Source organism: Iodobacter sp. CM08, from assembly GCF_033446605.1.
Lineage (GTDB): Bacteria > Pseudomonadota > Gammaproteobacteria > Burkholderiales > Chitinibacteraceae > Iodobacter.
This window is the reverse complement of record NZ_JAWQUO010000030.1, coordinates 1-20,743: the sequence shown is the minus strand read 5'-3', so window position 1 is coordinate 20,743 and position 20,743 is coordinate 1. Positions and strand designations below refer to the sequence as shown.

Sequence of the window (20,743 nt, the reverse complement as noted above, 5' to 3'; positions counted from 1 at the left end):
GATCATTCAGGGCAGAAGGCAAGCTTGCTGTGTAGCGCATTATGCGCTATTATAAAGCCATCAATAGCCAAAGCCAGTTGGGAAGTCGTTATGTGCCAATACACGGAACTTGTATCGCGCCGAAATCATTTGTCTGAAGGGGTTTTATCCGTATCGAGAGCGTTATCTCAAGGGCACCACGAAGAAGGTTTGTTTCATCAAATGCTGGTGCCTCTGCTGAAGAAACAGCAGGCAGAATGGCAGTCTGAATTAGATCAGGTTGATGCTGATTTACAGCGATATGAAGGCTGATTCAGGCAGTATTTAGATAGATGATCGGTATTTTATGAAAATGAGGATAAGAGCATGGTTACGGTAATAACTAAAAAGAACACGGGCAAAAAGAAGATCGCTACGATTGCAGGGGATACTTATTATGTGCCTGTAGTGGATGGGAATGAAACCAACCTGATTGCTGAGACAGAGGATGTGGCGTTGTTGCTTGGGTTGGGCTTAAAGTATGACGGCTTGAATTCACCGTTTGCTAAAATGGCAACGCGGATGTTGAAAATCGAAACGAAGTGGGCTGAGTAAGAAAGCAAGTAAGAACTGATATGGAATGGCCTCTGATTGAAGGGGCCTTTTTTTATGCGCGGCGCACACGTAAAGGGGCCAAGGGAGTCCGCCAGATGGCGTTAGCAGCGTAGGTGTGGCCGAAGCACGGGGAATGCGGCAAGGGCAAGCCGGACCGTATTATAGAGGCAGCACCACCAGAAAGCGGCAAGAACGGGTAATTAGCTATAACCCAGAGCCTTCAGCGCCATGGCGCAGCGCAAGAGAAGGGGACGACATCATTCCTAACGGGTAATTAGCTATAACCCGACCCGCGTCCCCGCTGACCGGGTTGCGCAGGGGGTTTTCTGTCCTAACACGTGCCGTTGAATGGGCCAGTTTCGAAGTTCGGCCCTACCTTTAACAGCCTGATTTTGACTTTTCCGGTTTTTTTGGACACTTCCCACCGTTTGAAAGCTTAAAAATGGCGGTGTCGGGCGATTTTTATTGCCCCCAATTCATGAATTGTGATCAATATTATGAATTGGATTCAATTTTTAATGCGCTTTAGTCACTTTTATTAAGGTGACTAGGTGCTAAATTCGGTTGAATTAGGGAAAGAAATTTTTTTTTTTGGATTATGTAATGACCTGGACCATCTTGAGTTGTGACCAATATGTCGAATTGATTTCAACTCAATGCATTGGCCTCAATTTTTCGCATTGCTATCAAAATTTTGAATTGCTTCCAATTAATTGAATTGGGCTCAATAAAAAGGAGCAGAGAGTGTGAGAGTGGGGGGGGGAAGGCCTAAAACCGGCGAAAAGCGAGGCTGATAGGGGGAGGTTTTCAGGCCGCAGTGCATGAAATCAGCACGATTGGTGCTACGGAGTGGATTGAAGGCTGCTAAACCCGGCCCGCTTTCGCGGGTCGGGTTATAGCTAATTATGCAAACGTAATAAGGGTGCGTACTCAGGTGGGTAGAGTTTGGGGCCTCTACCATCAGTCCACGGAGCGCGAAAAGGAATGCTGCAGACGGACTCTTTTTCAGACGCTTAGGGTTATAGCTAATCCCTTTGCTTCGGACGCCCGCAGTCCATAAGGTGCGTTTTTAGTTGCACTGGCCTGCACCCGCGTCTCAGGCCGGTGCGCCCGCTGCTTCTACCCTCACAGGAATGGCTGCAGCTTGTCCCTTGCGTGCATTTCGCCCTCGTACCGGGTAGTTGTTCTCTTTGTCCCTGATTGCACCCAACACTTGCTTCGCAATACCTTCCACATACGTGGGCGGACTATCCATTCCCGGTACAATATTTCGGTCGTCATCCGCAATCACAACGTCCTTTGCTGTGCAAAAAACAAGGCCCTTCATTGGCAGCTCTGCCGTCCCCCGACTCGATATAATGCGATAGCCGGGTGGCGCTGCCGAAGGCAAGTGCGGTGTGCTGATCACCAGCGTGATGTTCGTTCCGGCAAAATCAGGCAATGCGCTATTTAATAGTCCCGGGTGATTCTGGTCGAGACGGTTAAATTCATCAATCAGGCACCAATTTATCTCTGAGGCAATCCGCTCTGGCCACTCACGTTTGATCGATGCCAATAATCCAATCATTGCTTTGGCCCGGATCGATCTCCCATGGGGAGTATGAGGGCTCATCGCCGGATGGTGCAGCCGGACCCAAATGCCGGTCGAACCTTTATCCAGTCCGGGCAATGCCAGAATCTCACCTTCGTCGGAAAAGTCAGCCGTGATAATCGACACCGACTCAAGCGTGTCGTCGGACAAGATGTGTTGAGGTAGTGTCTCACCGCAAGTAATCCATAACGGAATACTTTGCTTCTTTTTCACCTCATTCTCAAAGAGCATCGCCATGATGCTGGTTTTACCCTCGCCAGGACGAAGCAGAAGAATGCGGTGCGGCCCGCGATCCGCTGTCGATGCTTGTGGTGCTGGGCCATGATGCTTGTCAAGACTGTCCTTAAACTTGAGCCAGTTCGGAAAGTTGTAGACAGCGGCAACGGCTTCGAGTGCTTGTGTGCGCTTAATATCGACACCCAGCATTTTGAGCCGTGAGGACAATCGGTCAGCCTGCAGTTTTGCCTCTCTTAATGAGATGGCCACTCGGTATTTCTTTTCTATTACCAGCACTCCATTAAGCTAACCTTTGTGGTTTTTCTGAGCCTGCGGAAGAAATTCCTCTTGCACTGATTAATTTATCTTTTGTGCGGGTCAATGGATTAAAACGGTCAATAACTGGAGCTACAAAACGATATGCTACCAGCGCTGAAAATACTGCAACAAAAATTTCAATATTCACTTAATACTCCAATTTCAATTTTACAGATAAAAGTGTAGATGCCTGCTAATTTAACAGGGATTGATAAAATCTGTCATTCTGCTTGAGTGGGTAATGCTGCTTCTAAGAATTTAACTTTTATTTATCCCTCTTGCGCGAAAAACCTCGACCTTCAGGGCGGGGATGAATAGCGCGGACGGCGTAGCCGTCCTTGCTTTTGACTTTAGTGCGGCGTTTGCTGCTGCTCGATGTATTGCCGAATCACTTCAATCGGCGCTCCGCCACAACTACCTGCAAAATAGCTGGGCGACCATAGTGCACCACCCCACAGCTTTTGCTTAATATTGGGATAGTTTTTCTTGCGAATCATTCGGCTTGATACACCCTTCAAACTATTCACCAAATTGGAAACCGCCACTTTAGGCGGATAGTTCACCAGCAAGTGAACGTGGTCGTCCTCGCCGTCAAATTCCACTAATTCGGCCTCAAAGTCAGTACACACCCCTGCAAAGAGTGGGCGCAGGTCGTCCAGAATTTCTTTGGTGAACACGTTGCGCCGATATTTAGTCACAAAGACCAAGTGAACGTGCATCAGAAAAACACAGTGTCTACCGTGTCGAATATCGTTGTCTATTGTCATAGACCAAACTATACTTTAGGTATGGAACGTCTTCAAGCCTTCAAATTCGAGCTACAGCCCAACGGTGAGCAAGCGCAGCACATTCGCTGCTTCGCTGGGTCGTGTCGTTTCGTCTACAACAAGGCATTGGCGTTACAAAAGACCAATCACGAAGCGGGTGAAAAGTTCATCGGCTATGTGGCAATGGCTGCAAATCTACCGCTTTGGAAACGTGAAACGGGCTTTGAATGGCTCAAAGATTCACCTTCGCAAGCTTTGCAACATGCGCTCAAAGACCTCGAAAAAGCCTTCAAAAACTTCTTTGAGAAACGGGCGGACTTCCCGCGCTTCAAAAAGAAAGGCACGGGCGACAGCTTCCGCTATCCAGACCCGAAGCAAATCAAACTCGACCAAGCCAATGGCCGTATCTTTCTACCTAAGCTGGGCTGGTTGCGCTACCGCAATTCGCGTGAAGCACTGGGCGAGCTGCGCAACGTCACGGTCAGTCAGTCGGGTGGCAAGTGGTTTGTGAGCATCCAAACGCGGCGCGAAGTGGCAACCGAGTTACCGCAAGGCGGTATCGTCGGTATCGACATGGGGATTGCCCGTTTCGCCACGCTGAGCGATGGTAGTCATTTCGACCCGCTCAACAGTTTCAAGAAACACCAGCAACGGCTGAAACGCTATCAGCGCCAAATGGCGAAGAAAGTGAAGTTCAGCAAAAACTGGCAGAAGGCCAAGGCCAAAGTCACACAGGTTCACATCAACATCGGCAATGCCCGCAAGGATTATCTGCACAAAGCTTCAACATCCATCAGCCAAAACCACGCGATTGTGTGTATTGAAGATTTGCAGATACGGAATATGTCCAAGTCCAGCAAGGGTAATGCTGAAACGCATGGCAAAAAAGTAGCGCAAAAATCCGGCCTGAATCGGGCGATTCTCGACCAGGGCTGGGGCGAATTCAGGCGGCAACTGGACTATAAGTTGATGTGGTGCGGTGGGCATCTCATCGCCGTACCGCCGCATAACACCAGCCGAACGTGTCCGGCGTGCGGGCATGTGTCAGGCGAGAATCGCCAGACGCAAGCCAAGTTCGAGTGCGTCGAATGTGGCTATGAAAATAACGCCGATGTGGTCGGCGCTATCAATGTTTTAGAGCGCGGACAGCGCTTGTTAGCCTGTGGAGAGGTAGCGCAGTTAGGCTCTTCTGCGAAGCAGGAACCCGCCGAAGTGAGTTAGCTAGATTTTAGCTAACCGCAGTAGGAATCCCCCTCCTTTCCCGCTTGTCGGGCGAGCTACGAACGAAGCTCTAGCGAGAGGTGGGGGAGGATGTCAATTCTTTCTCCCCATTCAAATTACCGGTAGCCGACCAGTGCGGATGAAACCATTCTGATGCAAATCATAATATTGTACATTACAAAAAATGTGGCATTCCACGAGTAAGTTCACTTCACTATAAGAAATATGCGAATCCGTCCATGTAGTATCCGCAAAACCCCATAGGATGCGAGCGCAAAAAATACTTTTAGACTCGAAATTCAGTGTTTTTTGCCCGGGGCCGCCAAGGCCAATGCTTTAAACTCCTCCTCTTTCTACCCAGCCTTTTTCACTCCAATCTTTAGGATTAACGTTCATGCACCGCAGACTTTTTCTCCGTAATTTGGCTTGTCTTGCCGGTGGTGTGCTTATTAATCCAGCGAGTGGGTTGGCTGCAATCCAAGATACCTATTTGTCCAAGCCGCGAGAACTATGGCTTAAAAGAAAACATACTGGCGAACAAGACAAGGTTTTGTATTGGGATAATGGGCAATACTTGATTGATGGGATGACAAGGTTATGCATCCTTACTCGTGACATTGAGAGCAATCAGGCTGTCCAAATGAGCCCTTTACTGTTTGATTTGATTTTCGCCTCACAGGAGTTGGCCGTTTCACATAGGATGCAACGCTGGTTTACGGTAACTAGTGGCTATCGCGCAATCAGTACAAACTCCCGAACTGAAGGAGCGGCTCACCTTTCTCGGCACCAGTATGGTGATGCAGTGGATGGATACAGAGAAAATGTTGGGATGACAGATAACGCCCGCCTTTTTTGGGCATTACAAAGTGGCGGGGTTGGACTCTACGCCGGGCATGTACATGCCGATGTTTATAAAACACGTTTTTGGCGAAAGGGCGTTTAATTAGATGGATTTGACTTCATGCATGATGGGTTTGATGCTGCTTATCCAGGCTCGGGCACCCTCACTAGAAGTGTCGCAGAGAGACAATATTTCGTACTACGTTTGCGCGGCAGCACAACAAGAGGGAATTGATCCGGCCATACTCGGTGCGTACATGCTGAATGAGAACAGCATGTTTAAAATGACATTGGTGCGGCCCGCTGCTACTGGTGTTGATATTGGGTTGTTTCAACACAATACCCGATTCAATGGCGGCTCGAGCCCTGAAAATCTGCAAAGGTTGGCGCACCCTTTCACCGCAGCTGTTCAGGCAGCACAGACAATCAAATCCAACATTAAAAGGTTCGGCTTTACGTGGCAGGCCTTTGCCGCCTATTGGTCCCCCAAACGCTCCTCAGAACAAACCTTGTTGGCCAAAGAGTATTTTAGAAAACTTCATCGCCACTATGATGAGGTTAATTACTATTTAACTCTGGGAAAGAAAATGCAAAAAAACACTGAATCCGCAGAAAACTAGATAAATGCATTTGACCGTCAATTTAGTTGGTGGTATTGGCGCTTAAATTCATTGCAAAAAAAACCTAATCTCATATTTCAAATGTTAAATGTCTTTGACAATCATTCGAATACTTGTTATTTGGGTCGAATCTCTGCGTGTAAATTTATGCCCTAATACTGAATTTGCAATTGGATGGCAAAAAGCCCTTGTTCTCGCAAAATTTAATGCAATTGCATTTGACAAATTAAGAAAACATCATTTTTTTAAGCAAAAACAACTAAAAGTATTAACCTCACCGTAACAAAATGCAAAAAACTCCTCGTTTCAAATTTGCCGAAAGAAATGTCTTTGACTTGGAAGATGTCGGATGATATTTATCAAGCATGCGAAAAGCAGAGTTAAAAATACTGTTTGACATGCTCATAACTGGATGAGCTACCGCCAGGTCTCGTCAATAGAAGAGAGGGCGTTAATAAATACGGATTGATCAAAAATGCAACGGTCTTCTTCTTTGAGGCATCACCCATGACTTTACCGAGTTTCCCATTACGTTTAATTACCGCCGCACTTGTTTTTTCATGCCAAAACATTTGGGCCCTTTCTCCTCATGAACTGATTAATGGGATTAAAGAAGAAGAGGGCGGAAAGCAAATTGTTGCAAATAATACTGCTCAAACGCCTGCTCCTCAGATGAGCAAGAGCACTCCTGAATCATCAAAAACAAGCAGCTGGTTTGGAAATCCAAAGTCGACAACTACTGAGCCCAGTCAGGTTGATGAGCAAGCTTTAAACAACGAACTGGCGATGATTGATCGATTGGCCAATGCGGGCAGCTTGAGCAATGAGACGGCTCAGAAACTTCGCGTTGCCGCCATTGGTAAAAGCAAGCAAGGCCAAAAAGCGGTCCGAGAGAAATTGGCGAACCAGATTCTTTCTCAATATTGCGCAAATGAAAAAACCGCCAAATCCATTTTAGAAGCGCCAGAAGTTCCCGCTGCAGTCCAAACGCCTGGATCTTCAGAAAAAAGTTCTAGCGCTTCTACTAATGCGCTTAGCAACGCCCCTTTAGCCGCTGCTGACGGCATCCGTCCGGTAGCTACTGGGGTATCCCGCCAAAGCGGCTCTGGCAGCTCGTCCGTGCCAGGCGCTGTTGCCGTGGAAGGCACAGCGTCTTCTTGCGAGTGGGTAGTCTCTCCTGACCAAGGAACCATCATGAATACGTTGGCCATTTGGGCAAATCAAGCTCACTGGACACTGTTGTGGGAGCACTCACGTGATTTTCCTGTATCAGCAAATGCGCGTTTCTGCGGCGATTTCAAAAGCGCAATAGATCAGTTAATTGGCGCTATTTCACAGAATGATCCAATTAGAGTCCGCTTATATTCGGGCAACAACGTTGTCCGAGTTACAAGTGCAGCTAACTAATTCGCCAGACAGGAAATGTAATGAACCCAATGTTTAAAAAATCTGCAATCATCATTTCGCTCGGTGCCATGCTAAGCGCTTGTTCAACAATTGATGTTGAAAAGCACCAAAAAGCAAACCATGCCGTCGCTGAACTCGCAGAATCGGCCCTGAAAAAAATTGAAAAGGGTGATAAAACGCCTGTGCGCGTTTCAACCATCAATACAGCGTACTTGGGCTCATCGTCTATTCCCGTTTCACGCGATAAAATCCTTCCACCTGCATTTGCGAAGCCTCTGGAATTTCCGATCACGCTTTCTAGTGCTGAGGGGCGAGTAAGCCTTACTACCGTAACAGAACGCATCACGGCAATTACTGGCATTCCTGTCGAAATCATGCCGGACGTTTATCAGCGCCAATCTGAAACGAGTTCTGAAAAAAAAGAGGCGAGCGCCCCTCGGTCAAATGGTTCGCCCAGTGATTTAGAAAAAAATATCGTTTTGAATTACAAAGGCTCTTTGGCTCAGTTCTTAGATCTTTGTACCACTCGTTTGGGTATCGCTTGGGAATATCGTGATTCAAAGCTAAGACTCTATCGTTATGCAACGAAAACTTTTGAAATCCATGCATTAGCTGGCATTAAGGAAGTGACGACTGACTTTAATTCATCAGGGGAAGTCAAAGCCAAAGCCTCAGAAGGCGGAACCGGCTCAAGTTCTTCTTCCATTATTAATGTGAGCCAGAAGCAAAGTGCAAAACTGGAAATCTGGCCGTCGCTCATAAATGAAATTAGAGCGTATATGACTCCAGGTGGAAAAATATCTGCCAATGAGTCGATTGGGACCATCACGCTGACCGACACACCTCAGACAATCAAACAAGTCTCTGAGCTGCTGGCTGACCAGAATCGTCGCATGAGCCGTACTGTTTTTTTCCGCATTGATTTACTTTCAATCACTGCGAAAGATGGTATTGAGCTGGGTGTAGCACTTAATGCGGCATTTACAGAGGGCAATAAACAGTATTCTCTCAAATCACCTGCTTCGTTAGTTTCTGATGCTGTGGGTAAAATTGGACAGTCCATTTTATCCCCATCCAAAGCCCCTGGTGCCGCAACTGACCTTGGCAGTGTTAGCCAGTGGGCAGGTAGTTCAGTCATGATCAATGCGTTAAAAGCTGTTGCTAATGTTGAAATTAAAAACACATTAAACGCTATGACAATTAATAACTCTCCAGTGCCTATTACAATGGCCACGACCCAGTCATACGTGAATTCTTTTGGCGCGTCTCAAGGTCAAAGTTCTACCCAGGTAACAACTGAACAAAAAGACGTCACAACTGGTATTTTCATGCAGTTACTGCCACGTATCCTGGACAACAATAAATTGCTTCTGCAATATACGATGGATATTTCAACATTAGATAATCTTGAAAGTACCGTCACACCTAATGGCACAATTAAGTCGCCTACAGTGCCTCGTCGTTCGTCAAGCCAAACGCTCAAACTCAATATGGGCGAAACTGCTGTGCTGATGTCTCTTGATAATCTGAGTATTAATAATGAAAGCAGTATTTCAATTGGTGGCTCTTATATCAAGAAAGCAAAATCAGAAAATATTCTTATTTTAATAACTCCAATACTTGTTGACCACGATGCTGCAGTATCCCCAGAGAAAATATTTAATATAAATAAATTCTCGTCCTCTCCGCTTTATCAATTGTCAGCGTAAGGGACTGATCATGTCTCGCGTCATTAAAATAAACAATAAAAGTATTTGTTTTTGCTTGGATTGGATCGAACTCGGGTCCAATCCAAAAGAAAATAATGCCAAGGTAAAACAATATAGACGTACATTCAAAGCAACTTATGACGTAATAAGTCCAGATTCTGGTGCTTATGGGTTTACTAGCACTACGTTGCCGGGCGGGAAGCCACCATTTATTTCTGCGATCATTTGGTTATGCCACGTAGCCAAATCAGGCAATGCAATTGCATTGAAAGCGATTGGTAGTGAGAAAGTTTGGATCGGAGCCATTCATGCTGGGAGCCCATTTAGTGGTTGCGATCAAATCGTGCAACTCTCTGAGCTACCAAAAAAAATTGAGCTTTTGCTTGCCCAAATAGAAAATCCTGAGTTGTTTGGTGAGGGCGAGCTTATGGATAAGCTCGCCATGCTTAGTAATGGGATCATTCCAGATGATCTCGATAAGCTATGGAGTGACTTCCCTCCAACAAAAGCGCATGCCATCAATAAAACTGGCGTGCCAAAATGGGTATCACTCACCATTATTTCAATTTTCGCATCAATTGGCGTAATTTCAGCCATTGTTTATATGCACAATAAAGAACTGGAAAAGGAACGAGCTCGTTTAGCACTTGAGCAAGCAGCGGCCATGGAAGCCGACAGAATTGCGAAGTTGCCTAAGCTTGATGAAGTGAAAACAAATACTTTTATTGATTGGTTTAATAGTGAAAATAGAATTATCACGCCAATTTTTATTGATCATTTACAAGGAATGATCAAAAACCTATCCGTAAATAATAAAGGGTGGAAGTTGCTGAGTATTGCATGCGCGAAAAGCAACGGAATGTGCGAACTTCAATACAAAAGGGATCAATTTTCTGCTGATAAACCGGAGCAGCAAATACCGGCTACTAAAGAGTTGTATCAAATAAAAGATTACAACATGCTGTTTGATATCAACATCAAAGGCAGTCAGTTAAGTCATATGACTCCAGCCGAGTTAGCCAATTTATGGGCACAAGGGGAAATCAAGTCAAAAATGATTCCATTCTTGCAGAAGCTGGATGATTTAAATTGCCAGGTGGATATGTCCGCTCCTTCTGCTATTCCTGCTCTCATTGCAAGTGATGCAATGAATGCATCAACCGGACATGCAGTGCCGGGAGCAGGCGCTGCACCGGGAGCTGCACCCAGTGCAGCGGGCCAAAACTCGGGTCCAGCTCAAAAGCCGCTTTACGATATGGACATTAAATGGGTTCAGGTATCAACAACTTGTGATGCCGCATACATCGATATATTCAAAGAAATGCCTATGGGCAGTTATATCGATTCTCTGAAAATTGCATTGAGCTCACCCCCTCAAATGACGTTTATTAGTTATTGGTTTGAAGTTTCTCATCAAATCAAAAAGATCAGCGAGACCAAGCCAATGACAAATAGTGCACCTGGAGCGACAAAATAGTGAAAAAAATTCTATTAAGCATTTTGCTTTCAATTTCGGCCTTTTCATCACAGGCCACTAATGTTTCTACTATGACAGTAGAGGATGTAAAAAATGCTCGTTTAAATGCCATTTCAAAGCAATTAGAACTTGAAGCGGCAAAAGCACAAGCAGAAATAACAAAACTAAATACGCCTGCTGAGTCTGGCTCCCACGGTTCTTTAGTACCAGCTTCACCTGCAGCAATTCAATTGCCAAAATCGTTGTCATCAGCACCAGTACAAACTGAAAATGAAACTAGCTTCAAGCTTGAAGGTGTATATGGGCTGGGCACAGCATTGACGGCTGAAATATCAAACGCTGATCGTTCCTTATTCTCAGTTAAAGAAGGCGAAGAGATTGAGAATGGCTGGATCACAAAGGAAATCAGTGAAAAGTCAGTTGTGATTACTAAAAAGATTAGTGACGAAAAATTTCGAACAAAAAAAGAATGCTCAAAGAAACATAAATGTAAAACAATTGTTCAAAGTTTTCCTGCTAAATACAAAACTATGACTTTAAGAAGGGTGATGGCAATGCCATCAATACCCAAAGAATTGGCAACAACTGACAAAACAGCTGGGACATCAAGTTTCCCTAATTTGCCAAATTTACCTTTTCCTGCTTTGCCGCGAATTCCTAAGTAAAGGTAGTCAGACTTATGTTATCCAAAATTTTTTCTATCTTTTCTAATAAAAAAAAACTATTGACCTCCGATCAACAGGTAACTAGTGCTGACTCGAAAAATTCAGGGACTAATAAAAAACTGGCAGGTGGCGTCGAAGTTCACTCAATTGGGGAAATGGGGGCATTTGCATCAAACTTTGACCCTGTCGAATTAACCTCAAAGAACTCAAATATTGTTGACTTTTTGCCTAATGAAGTTGTCTATTGGCGAACTTCTGACTCAGCTGTTGTTGTCTTTGATAAATCGGTCATGGCCGAAAAAAAAGGCCATTGTTCCGCACTAATTATGGCAATCAGGCGAGAAAGTAAATTAGATGTCACTACATTTATTGCAGAAGGATTCCTAATCCCTCTGCTAATGAATCAGATTTCACAAAAAGAATTAGGAGAAAAAGAAAAAGACGGAAAGGTTGCTCCAAATTTTGTAGCTTTAAAGGAAATTGTAAAATTAGGTGCGACTTTAAATGCATCAGACATCCATTTTTTTGCTCGAAAAAAAGCCAGGATAGGAGAGGGCGTTCAAATTGTTTTTCGGATTGATGGTGATTTAGTACGAAGTAATTATCAGGTTGACTACCCTACGTGTTTGTCAATTATTAAGTCGGCCTGGGAACAAAGTGCTACTGGTGCAAATCAGGGCTCAATCTTTTCAGAAAATTCGATTCAGAAGACGGGCATTCCTGTTGAAGTGGAATTAGAAGGGCAAAATGGAGAAAAGAAAAATGAACATATTAATTTGCGCTTCCAATCCTTGCCTGCTAGTGATGGTTTTGATGTAACACTGCGTTTACTTTGGCAATCCGGCGGGAAAATTCATAAAGGAAAAACACTCTTTGATGATTTGATTAAATTGGGTTTCCTTGAAGATCAATCCGAATTGATAGAGCTGATTTTACGCAAGAACTCTGGGGGGGTTGTTTGGGGTGGGCCAACTGGTTCAGGTAAGACTACATCTATGTATACCTGCATTAACCATTTGGTGGATGGTAATACGAAAATTATTACGGCAGAAGACCCTGTTGAATGCAAAATTTATGGGACCACTCAGTCACAAGTCACACCAAAAATGAACCCTGAAACAAATAGTATGCAAACCAAGGATCAGGCACTTACAGAAATTGTGGAGGGAATTCTCCGTTCAGACCCAAACATTACTATGATTTCCGAAATTCGAGGGAAAGATACCGGAAGTGCGTTTGAACAACTCGTTGAAAGTGGACACTTAACGCTATCTTCTCTTCACATTGATAATCCTTTAGGCGCTTTTAATCGTCTATCAGGACAAAAAATTGGCATTGACTTAGATACTTTAACTACACCTAATTTTTTATTAGGCGTGATTTACCAGCAATTACTCAAAAAATTGTGCCCACTATGTTCAGTTCCTTTAGAACGTGCGGTTGATGATGGAACGATTAGCCTCAAGTATAAAGCAACCTTGAATACGCTTTTAAGCGGCCATATTTCGAATATCCGTATTAGGAATGAAGAAGGATGTCACTGCTGTAAAAAAGGGAATTACGATAGAACTGTATGCGCTTCTATTCTTGTGCCGAATTATGAGCTACTTGAATTAATTAATTCCAAAAAGAAAATTGAAGCAATTCGTTATGTTGAATCAATGGCAGGGCCATTATGGGAGCCTGCGAGCATAGGTAAATCAGCCTATGAAATAGCGGTATACAAAATGTCTATAGGCGAAATTGATCCACGTGAAATTGAAGCAAATATTGAACCACATGAATTTTATTTAAGAAATAAGAAATCTAATAGCTCGCCACTTCCTACTTCATCAACACCTGTAGATGAGAAGAAGATTGTTCATAAAAACAGAATACATAACAAAGAAGAGGAGTTGATTAATTGAATTTTGATAAATTAGCTCTTAATCCAATTTTTTTTACTTCGCAAAAAAAGGAAGATTTTCTTACAGATGCAATTGAAGAATTAGCAGAAAACAATAAACTTACTGATTATTTAGAAGCGTGCAGGGATGGGTCAAAAGGGACCTTCTCTAAACCTATGAAGATGATTTTTGGGAAAATTCATTCACTTTTAGATGCAGGGGTTCCTTTATCCCTTTCTATTGCTGGATACTTTTCGCCTGCAAATCAATTGCTTATTGAGACGGGTGAAAAGAACAACAATACTGCTGAAGGATTAAAATCGGCCTTGGAGATCAACAAGGCCAAGGATAAATTGGTTAGCATTTTTGTTGCACAAACATTCCATCCAGCATATATGTTTTTGATGGCTCTGGCATTTTCAGCGCTATTCGGAATTATGGTCATCCCTAATTTCACCCTAGCTGGAGTTCAGGTCGAAAACATGGGGAAAAGCTTTATTTTTTCATACTACCTATGGAATGTTGTTGCACATTATTCATGGCTGATTTTTATTGCATTAGTATCATTTATTTCTTTATCCATATGGTCTTTAAAAAATTGGCATGGCCCAAGCAGAGATATTGCGGATAAATTCTTACCTCATTACATTATTTATAAGCAGTTTCAAGCTGCTTATTTATTAATTGTTATTTCCGCATTAATTCGCAATAACGAAACTGCTTCGGAGGCAATCTCGGCAATCAAGAAGTTTTCAAACCCGTACCTTGATTATCACCTGGATCGGTTTGAATCAAGCTTAGAAAACGGAGTAAAAATTAGTCAATCTTTAGATACTGGTTTATTTGCTTCTGATTTTATTTCCCGTTTAGCGAGGTATCAAAAAAACAACAGGGAAAATGACCTATTAAAAAATACAGGGACTCAAAGTTTCGACCGAATGGCGAGATCTGTTGAGCGTGCAATGGGGTTGGTTGGAAATTTGATCATGCTTTCCGCTATTGGATTAATTGCCTGGTTAGGATTTGATATGGCATCAATGGCATTAGTTATGCGTGATGTTTTAATACGTTAGTGTTTTTTTAAAGTGTAGTGAAAGTTGTTTTTTATTTTAACCTTAAGGGAATTTGCAGATGAAAAAAAATCCATCGTTAACATTTAAAAAATTCAAGAACCAAGCTGGTTTTGGTTTGCTCGAAGTTATTGGAGCGCTTGTCATTGGTGCAGTAGCAGTGGCCGCAGTCTCTCCAACCATTTCATCCATGTTGGATGATGCAAAAGTGGAAAAAGATGTAGATATGGCCAATTTTGCTAAAACCAAAATCATGTCATTTACTTCTAATAGCCCAAATACATCCGGCGTATCGACTGCGTGGGCTATTTCAAATCGCGCCGTTCCTGCAGATAAAATTGATGGTGCGGTGATTAATAACAATTTGGGTGGCACCTTTGTATTTGCGCCAGCTACAATTACCAATGCTAATGATGCAATTTCCATTACTTCGAATCATTACAACCAGCAACAATGTAATGCTGTTGCTAAAAAATTAGCCTCTGGGTTCCTAACTGTTGTTGTGAATGCTGCGACTATTAAAAACACTACTGACAATGCAGCGAATGAAGGTGCGCTGGCTGCTGCATGCACAAACCAAAACAATAACACTATCATTTTTAGCTTCTTAAAAGGCTAATCTAACTGATTAAGCAATCACTTATCCCAATATTGTGCATCAATAGATGCACCATATATTTTGAATTAAGTGGGATTTTTTATGTATATAAGGAGGTTATGTGATAATTTCGCACAAAAAATCACACCATATTCAACATGATCAGCATGGGTTTGGTCTGCTTACATCTATGGGAGCTCTGCTTATTGCGGGTCTATTGATGGGAATGGCTATATCATGGATGAGTGAACAAGCAAAAACCCAAGCATTAAATGTATATCAGAATCAATTAAAAGAATTGGCAAAAACAATTGACAGTACATATTTTTCCAAAAAGTATAGTGAACTAATCAATTATCAACCCATACCTGGATTTGCAAATCCTTTGGCACCAACTATTGCTGAATTAAGAAATGCAAAACTAATTAGATCTGATTTTCCTGATGCAGGTAAGTTTGGCGGGAATTTCGTCATTGAAATTGCGCGTGCCCCGGCAGGTTGTGTCATGCCGACATGTGACCTTCAGGCAATCATACGTGGCAGTAGTCCAATTTTGAACGCTGAGGGCAGGCCTGACACTATAGGTGCCGCCTCATTAGTGCAAAAAGGGGGGGGTGATTTTGCTGCCACTACAACAAATGCTGGAATTTTTCAGGGTCCTGATGCTTCCTGGTCCTCACCCAATCCCGTAAATCGGCTGGCCATGGTAGCAGTGCGCATTGGCTACAACGCTTCTGGCTGGGGGGCTTTTGTACGGACTGATGGTACATCTGCTATTAATGGCAACCAGGTCATCAATGGCACAGCGATTATTAATGGAACACAAACAATTAACGGCAACATAGCGGTATCGGGCACAACACAACTCAACGGAAATACAGTAGCAAAGGATCTTACTGCTCAAGATTTAACGTTCAGGAATGGAACTGCATCGGGCAATGTAAATGTCGCAGGGTCAACTACTTTGCAAGACATGCTTTACAAAAATGCAACTGGGTCAGGTAATCATACGGTTAATGGGAGCAATACTGTTGGAGGCTCCCATACAGTGTTTGGTGACTTCCTTGCGCGAGCTCATGCTTTTATCAGTGGAAACTCCACCATTGGCGGACAAAGTACGGTATGGGGCGCTTCTAATTTACAAAACGTGAATGTAGCTGGGCAAGTTCAAGCAGGGGGTAATGTTAGTTCCGGGGGGGCATTTTACGGGAATGGTGGTGGTTTAAATAATATTCAATATGCAGCCAAAGCCGGTTGGGCAGATGGTGCAGGCTGGGCAACCAATGCAACCAATGCAACGAATGCTGCAAATGCTACTGTTGCAGGTACTGCAAATTTTGCTAATGAAGCATTGAGTGTTAAGTGCCAAAACATTAGCAATGTAACTTCTGGATCTCCTTGCCGTTCGATGTCTTCAGACAATCCTCCTCCACAAGCCGCAGTGCAGCAATCTATAGCCGCAAAGGCTACTCATCAAATTGCTACTACTGTTTTTGATAGAAACTGTGGGGCGACAAATGATCCTGGTGAAACTCCAGTATGTAGTATGGATGCTCGTGGGGTATTAGATTTAAGTCCTTTATCCTCTATTCCTGATCCAGGCTATGATTTAGCTGGAGGTTATTTTACTAAATGTTCTATTTCACTTTCAAACAATCCAAACTCTTTTATAAACTCACTTTCAGTTGATAAAATTGGACCGGGTAAAATGATTAATGGTTACATGCATTACCAGTGGAAAATTTCAATCAGCGTGAATACCTATATATGGGACCATTACCTTGCATATTACAATAACTTCGGAAATGTTGATGTTAGCTATACTTGTTTAGGTTACAACACCTACTATTAGCATACAGAAATTACTTAATTAAAAAAGCCGATGTCTGTCGGCTTTTTTTTGGTTATTTACATGGCACTCATTTTCGCTCTATGAGAAATAAACAGTAAATATTTATTATATTTAACAAAAATTTCGATTGTTTTGGATGTGTTTGCTTGGAATACTGTAACATTACTTTAATATTTTTTGACTAAGTATATGTTATGTGCATAAACCGTTTGCTGCTTATAAAAACAAAAAATTATCCCTTTCATTGCAAAGGATTTGGTTTGCTTGAATCTATGGGGGCGTTATTAATAGCGGGGCTATTAATGGCAATGGCAATGAATTGGATGAGCGAGCAGTCTAAAATCCACGCTTTGAATGTATATCAGAATCAATTAAAAGAACTTTCCAAAGTAATTGATAATTCATATTTGTCAAAAAAACAGAGCGAATTAATTAACTATCAGCCATTACCTGGCTTTGCAAATCCGCTTGCACCCACTATCGCTGAATTACGCAATGCAAAAATTTTGCGGCCTGATTTTCCAGATTCTGGGAAGTTCGGTGGAAGTTTCGTTATTGAAATTGTACGTACTCCAGCTGGCTGCGTCATGCCAGCCTGTGATCTCCAAGCCATTATTCGAGGAAGCACCTCTTTATTAAGCTCAGACGGAAAACCGGATCTCATCGGAGCGGCAACCCTGGTTAAAAAAGGGGGAGGGAATTTTGCGGCCACGACGACAAATGCCGGAATCTTTCAGGGCCCAGATGGTGCTTGGAGTGTGCCTAATCCCGTAAATAGGCTGGCCATGGTGGCAGTGCGCATTGGCTACAACGCCTCTGGCTGGGGGGCTTTTGTACGGACTGACGGAACATCTGCCATTAATGGCAATCAAGTATTAAACGGCACGACCACTATTAATGGACCAACGACCATAAACGGGCCAACTTATACAAAAGATATCTCTGCACAGGATCTCAGTTTTAGGAATGCCGCAGGTACTGGGGCTTTAAATATCAGTGGGTCAACCACATTGCAGGATATGACTTATCGAAATGCAGTTGGTAATGGCCAGCACACCGTCAATGGAACGCTCACAACAAATGGTAACGTCATGATCACAGGTGATCAGATCGTTAATGGCAGTTCATCATTTGGCGGGGACATTCGGGTTGGGGGCACAGCAAATTTGCAGAATGTGGATGCCGCTGGCCAGATCCAAGTAACGGGCAATGTAAATTCAGGGGGGACCTTTAATGGGAATGGAGGAGGTTTGAATAATATTCAATATGCAAACAATGCCGGGCATTCCAATACATCAACGCGATCAGATCAGGCGGGCTGGGCGGATGTTGCAAATCACTCAAAAACATCAGATGAAGCATTTCAGGTCAAGTGTGTGAATATCCGAGAATACAATGGGGAGAGTCCTTGCCACATTGAAAAGCCGAATCCACCACCACCAATACCTATCCTGCGTGTTACCAGCGAAGGGGTTATTCCAGTTGTAGGAGACCCTATTGCGGATACATTTAAATTTCTTAATTGTAGTTACAAGAATTGCACTGGCCCAATAGGAACAAAAAGCTACAGTAAAATTAATTGGTTGTTTAATGGTGGTGGACAAACATGCGTCAACTTTAACAAAGTAGGCCCGTGCAATGTAGTAGGTTTATTTAAAGATCCCGGTGGAGTTTTTTCAGGTGGATATTTTACAAAATGTGAAATGAAGTTTGAAGGGGATGGGAGCATTCTGCATGGAGGTCCCTATACGGGACCAACAGGCGAAAGTAAATTAATTAATGGTCAATTGCACTATAAATGGAATATCTATCTTGATACCAATGAACATAAATTTAATGCGGTCGATCCTAACAGGGTGGGAGCTTACCCCGGACCTCCAGCTTATAAATCAGATATAAAATATACCTGTTACGGGTATTCGTGAAATTGATGATTCTCATATTAAAAAAGCCCTATAAGGGCTTTTTTTGTTAATGGTTTGGCTCGAAGTTAAATGTCATTTAAATATTTGTATGCAATTTATCTCAAAACAGATCGATCTTCCTATAAATGCACCAAGACCTCTCCGGCATTAATGTAACATTATGGTAATGTATCGTTTTTAATTATGATAATAGCATGGAGATAAGAATTGAATGCTGTAAATTCCCGTTTTAATCGCAGTAATGGGTTTGGTTTACTTGAGTCAATGGGGGCGCTATTAATAGCGGGCCTATTGATGGGTATGGCGATGAATTGGATTAGTGAAGAAGCACAAAATCAGGCATTAAGCGTTTACCAAAATCAATTAATTGAATTGGCTAAAACAGTTGACAGCACCTATTTATCAAAGAAGCAGAATGAATTAATTAATTATCAACCATTGCCTGGTTTTGCAAATCCTCTTTCACCGACTATAGCTGAATTGCGCAATACAAAATTTTTGCGACCTGATTTTCCTGATTCTGGGAAGTTCGGTGGAAATTTCGTTATTGAAATTGCACGTGCTCCAGCAGGCTGCGTCATGCCAGCCTGCGATCTCCAAGCCATTATTCGAGGGAGCACTTCTTTATTAAGCCCGAATGGGAAACCGGATCTGATCGGAGCAGCTTCATTGGTAAAAAAAGGGGGGGGTGATTTTGCAGCAACAACGACAAATGCAGGCGTCTTTCAAGGCCCAGACGGATCGTGGAGTACGCCCAATACAGCCAATAGGCTGGGAATGGTTGCGGTGCGCATTGGCTACAACGCCTCTGGCTGGGGGACTTTTGTACGGACAGACGGATCATCTGCCATTAATGGGAATCAAGTCATCAACGGAACGACCACAATTAATGGACCAACGACCATAAACGGGCCAACGTATACAAAAGATATTTCAGCACAAGATCTGAGTTTTAGGAATGGCGCAGGCTCTGGTGCTTTAAATATCAGTGGATCAACTACTTTGCATGATATGGCTTATAGAAACGCGGTGGGCAATGGCCAGCACACCGTCAATGGGACGCACACAACGAATGGTAATGTCATGATCACAGGTGATCAGATCGTTAATGGCAGTTCTTCATTTGGTGGGGACGTTCGGGTTAGGGGCACAGCAAATTTGCAGAATGTGAATGCAGCTGGCCAAGTGCAAGTCGCGGGCAATGTTAATTCAGGAGGAACCTTTAATGGGAATGGGGGAGGCTTGAGCAATATTCAATATGCAAACAATGCCGGGCATTCCAATACATCAACGCGATCAGATCAAGCAGGCTGGGCTGATGTTGCAAATCATGCAAAAACATCAGATGAAGCATTTCAGGTCAAGTGTGTGAATATCAGAGAATACAATGGAGAGAGCCCTTGCCACATTGAAAAGCCGAATCCACCGCCACCACCACCAATACAACGGATGATTAGTGAGGGGGTTATTCCAGTTGTAGGCGATCCTCTCGGAGGGAAATTTACAAATTTTGTATTTAATGGAGGTCGAGAATCTTGTGTCAATAATAATGGAACTCCACCTTGCAATGTTGTTGGTTTATTTGATGATCCAGGTGGTATATTTACTGGAGGTTACTTCACTAAATGTGAAATAAAGTTCGAAGGCGATGGAAGTATTTTGCATGGTGGTCCATCAACTGGTCCAGTTGGTGAAAGTAAGTTGATTAATGGGCAATTGCACTATAAATGGAATATATATCTTGATACAAATGAAAATAAATTCTTTGGGCCTTTTATGGGTGGAGTGGCATACAAATCAGATATCAAATACACATGCTATGGCTACAAGTAATTAGTTAATTAGTTAGTTAAAAAAAACGAGCCCTAATCTTTAGGGCTCGTTTCGGTAATTGTCAAAGTAGTTGAGATATTTTTACGATTTAAGCTGCCTGTAATTCCTCGCTTTTTTTTGGCTCAATGACCCGATCCGGGTTCAATTGCACTTCATCTTGCCAGCTCCAGTTCCG

At 43.1% G+C, this 20,743-nt stretch carries 18 protein-coding genes; 15 read left to right on the top strand and 3 right to left on the bottom strand.

Annotated elements, in window-relative coordinates; genetic code table 11:
- The first annotated feature begins 90 nt into the window (after nt 1-90).
- Nucleotides 91-291: a hypothetical protein gene (locus R6242_RS16120; protein ID WP_318428683.1), complete on the top strand. Its 201-nt coding sequence runs from the start codon at nt 91-93 to the stop codon at nt 289-291.
- Nucleotides 292-345: 54 nt separating this feature from the next.
- Entirely contained in the window at nt 346-573 is a 228-nt protein-coding gene (locus tag R6242_RS16115; protein WP_318428681.1) for a hypothetical protein, read from the top strand.
- Between the two features lie 1,096 nt (nt 574-1,669).
- On the opposite strand, the gene R6242_RS16110 is transcribed toward R6242_RS16115, so the two are convergent.
- The 3 genes from R6242_RS16110 to tnpA form a co-directional block, all read right to left on the bottom strand.
- Nucleotides 1,670-2,650, bottom strand: coding sequence for a glyoxalase superfamily protein (locus R6242_RS16110; RefSeq protein WP_318428680.1), 981 nt, complete (start codon nt 2,648-2,650; stop codon nt 1,670-1,672).
- Nucleotides 2,651-2,681: 31 nt separating this feature from the next.
- Entirely contained in the window at nt 2,682-2,846 is a 165-nt protein-coding gene (locus R6242_RS16105; protein WP_318428678.1) for a hypothetical protein, read from the bottom strand.
- A 202-nt stretch (nt 2,847-3,048) separates the two neighbouring features.
- Complete coding sequence (gene tnpA / locus R6242_RS16100; protein WP_318428676.1) at nt 3,049-3,465, bottom strand: IS200/IS605 family transposase; 417 nt, start codon at nt 3,463-3,465, stop codon at nt 3,049-3,051.
- A 21-nt stretch (nt 3,466-3,486) separates the two neighbouring features.
- Here tnpA and R6242_RS16095 point away from each other — a divergent pair, with 21 nt between their 5' ends.
- From R6242_RS16095 to R6242_RS16035, 13 genes are all read left to right on the top strand, one after another.
- A complete protein-coding gene (locus R6242_RS16095; RefSeq protein WP_318428675.1) occupies nt 3,487-4,686 on the top strand; it encodes a transposase in 1,200 nt (399 codons plus the stop codon).
- A gap of 394 nt (nt 4,687-5,080) precedes the next feature.
- The gene (locus R6242_RS16090) at nt 5,081-5,629 is read left to right on the top strand and encodes a DUF882 domain-containing protein (protein ID WP_318428673.1); all 549 of its coding nucleotides are present in this window, start codon (nt 5,081-5,083) and stop codon (nt 5,627-5,629) included.
- A 4-nt stretch (nt 5,630-5,633) separates the two neighbouring features.
- Nucleotides 5,634-6,146, top strand: a complete 513-nt coding sequence (locus R6242_RS16085) for a hypothetical protein (protein WP_318428671.1) — start codon at nt 5,634-5,636, stop codon at nt 6,144-6,146.
- Nucleotides 6,147-6,611: 465 nt separating this feature from the next.
- Entirely contained in the window at nt 6,612-7,553 is a 942-nt protein-coding gene (locus tag R6242_RS16080) for a toxin co-regulated pilus biosynthesis Q family protein (RefSeq protein WP_318428669.1), read from the top strand.
- Nucleotides 7,554-7,573: 20 nt separating this feature from the next.
- Nucleotides 7,574-9,262 carry a hypothetical protein gene (locus R6242_RS16075; RefSeq protein WP_318428667.1) on the top strand — a complete coding sequence of 563 codons (1,689 nt, stop codon included), beginning with the start codon at nt 7,574-7,576 and terminating at the stop codon, nt 9,260-9,262.
- A 10-nt stretch (nt 9,263-9,272) separates the two neighbouring features.
- Complete coding sequence (locus R6242_RS16070; protein WP_318428665.1) at nt 9,273-10,739, top strand: hypothetical protein; 1,467 nt, start codon at nt 9,273-9,275, stop codon at nt 10,737-10,739.
- Nucleotides 10,739-11,404: a hypothetical protein gene (locus R6242_RS16065; protein ID WP_318428661.1), complete on the top strand. Its 666-nt coding sequence runs from the start codon at nt 10,739-10,741 to the stop codon at nt 11,402-11,404. Before R6242_RS16070 ends, R6242_RS16065 begins: the two co-directional genes overlap by 1 nt.
- A 14-nt stretch (nt 11,405-11,418) precedes the next feature.
- The gene (locus R6242_RS16060) at nt 11,419-13,311 is read left to right on the top strand and encodes a GspE/PulE family protein (RefSeq protein ID WP_318428659.1); all 1,893 of its coding nucleotides are present in this window, start codon (nt 11,419-11,421) and stop codon (nt 13,309-13,311) included.
- Nucleotides 13,308-14,363, top strand: a complete 1,056-nt coding sequence (locus R6242_RS16055) for a type II secretion system F family protein (protein ID WP_318428657.1) — start codon at nt 13,308-13,310, stop codon at nt 14,361-14,363. Before R6242_RS16060 ends, R6242_RS16055 begins: the two co-directional genes overlap by 4 nt.
- A gap of 58 nt (nt 14,364-14,421) precedes the next feature.
- Nucleotides 14,422-14,979, top strand: a complete 558-nt coding sequence (locus tag R6242_RS16050) for a type 4 pilus major pilin (RefSeq protein ID WP_318428655.1) — start codon at nt 14,422-14,424, stop codon at nt 14,977-14,979.
- Between the two features lie 100 nt (nt 14,980-15,079).
- The gene (locus R6242_RS16045; protein ID WP_318428653.1) at nt 15,080-16,810 is read left to right on the top strand and encodes a hypothetical protein; all 1,731 of its coding nucleotides are present in this window, start codon (nt 15,080-15,082) and stop codon (nt 16,808-16,810) included.
- A gap of 260 nt (nt 16,811-17,070) precedes the next feature.
- Entirely contained in the window at nt 17,071-18,735 is a 1,665-nt protein-coding gene (locus R6242_RS16040) for a hypothetical protein (RefSeq protein WP_318428651.1), read from the top strand.
- Between the two features lie 207 nt (nt 18,736-18,942).
- Nucleotides 18,943-20,568 (top strand): hypothetical protein, encoded by a 1,626-nt coding sequence (locus tag R6242_RS16035; protein WP_318428648.1) that lies wholly within the window; start codon nt 18,943-18,945, stop codon nt 20,566-20,568.
- Nucleotides 20,569-20,743: the final 175 nt, after the last annotated feature.

What these genes read in the sequence shown, in the direction of transcription:
- R6242_RS16060 (WP_318428659.1), top strand. Translation starts at nt 11,419, where the DNA reads ATGTTATCCAAAATTTTTTCTATCTTTTCTAATAAAAAAAAACTATTG.
- R6242_RS16050 (WP_318428655.1), top strand. Translation starts at nt 14,422, where the DNA reads ATGAAAAAAAATCCATCGTTAACATTTAAAAAATTCAAGAACCAAGCT.
- R6242_RS16085 (WP_318428671.1), top strand. Translation starts at nt 5,634, where the DNA reads ATGGATTTGACTTCATGCATGATGGGTTTGATGCTGCTTATCCAGGCT.
- R6242_RS16075 (WP_318428667.1), top strand. Translation starts at nt 7,574, where the DNA reads ATGAACCCAATGTTTAAAAAATCTGCAATCATCATTTCGCTCGGTGCC.
- tnpA (WP_318428676.1), bottom strand. Translation starts at nt 3,465, where the DNA reads ATGACAATAGACAACGATATTCGACACGGTAGACACTGTGTTTTTCTG.
- R6242_RS16115 (WP_318428681.1), top strand. Translation starts at nt 346, where the DNA reads ATGGTTACGGTAATAACTAAAAAGAACACGGGCAAAAAGAAGATCGCT.
- R6242_RS16095 (WP_318428675.1), top strand. Translation starts at nt 3,487, where the DNA reads ATGGAACGTCTTCAAGCCTTCAAATTCGAGCTACAGCCCAACGGTGAG.
- R6242_RS16090 (WP_318428673.1), top strand. Translation starts at nt 5,081, where the DNA reads ATGCACCGCAGACTTTTTCTCCGTAATTTGGCTTGTCTTGCCGGTGGT.
- R6242_RS16070 (WP_318428665.1), top strand. Translation starts at nt 9,273, where the DNA reads ATGTCTCGCGTCATTAAAATAAACAATAAAAGTATTTGTTTTTGCTTG.
- R6242_RS16120 (WP_318428683.1), top strand. Translation starts at nt 91, where the DNA reads ATGTGCCAATACACGGAACTTGTATCGCGCCGAAATCATTTGTCTGAA.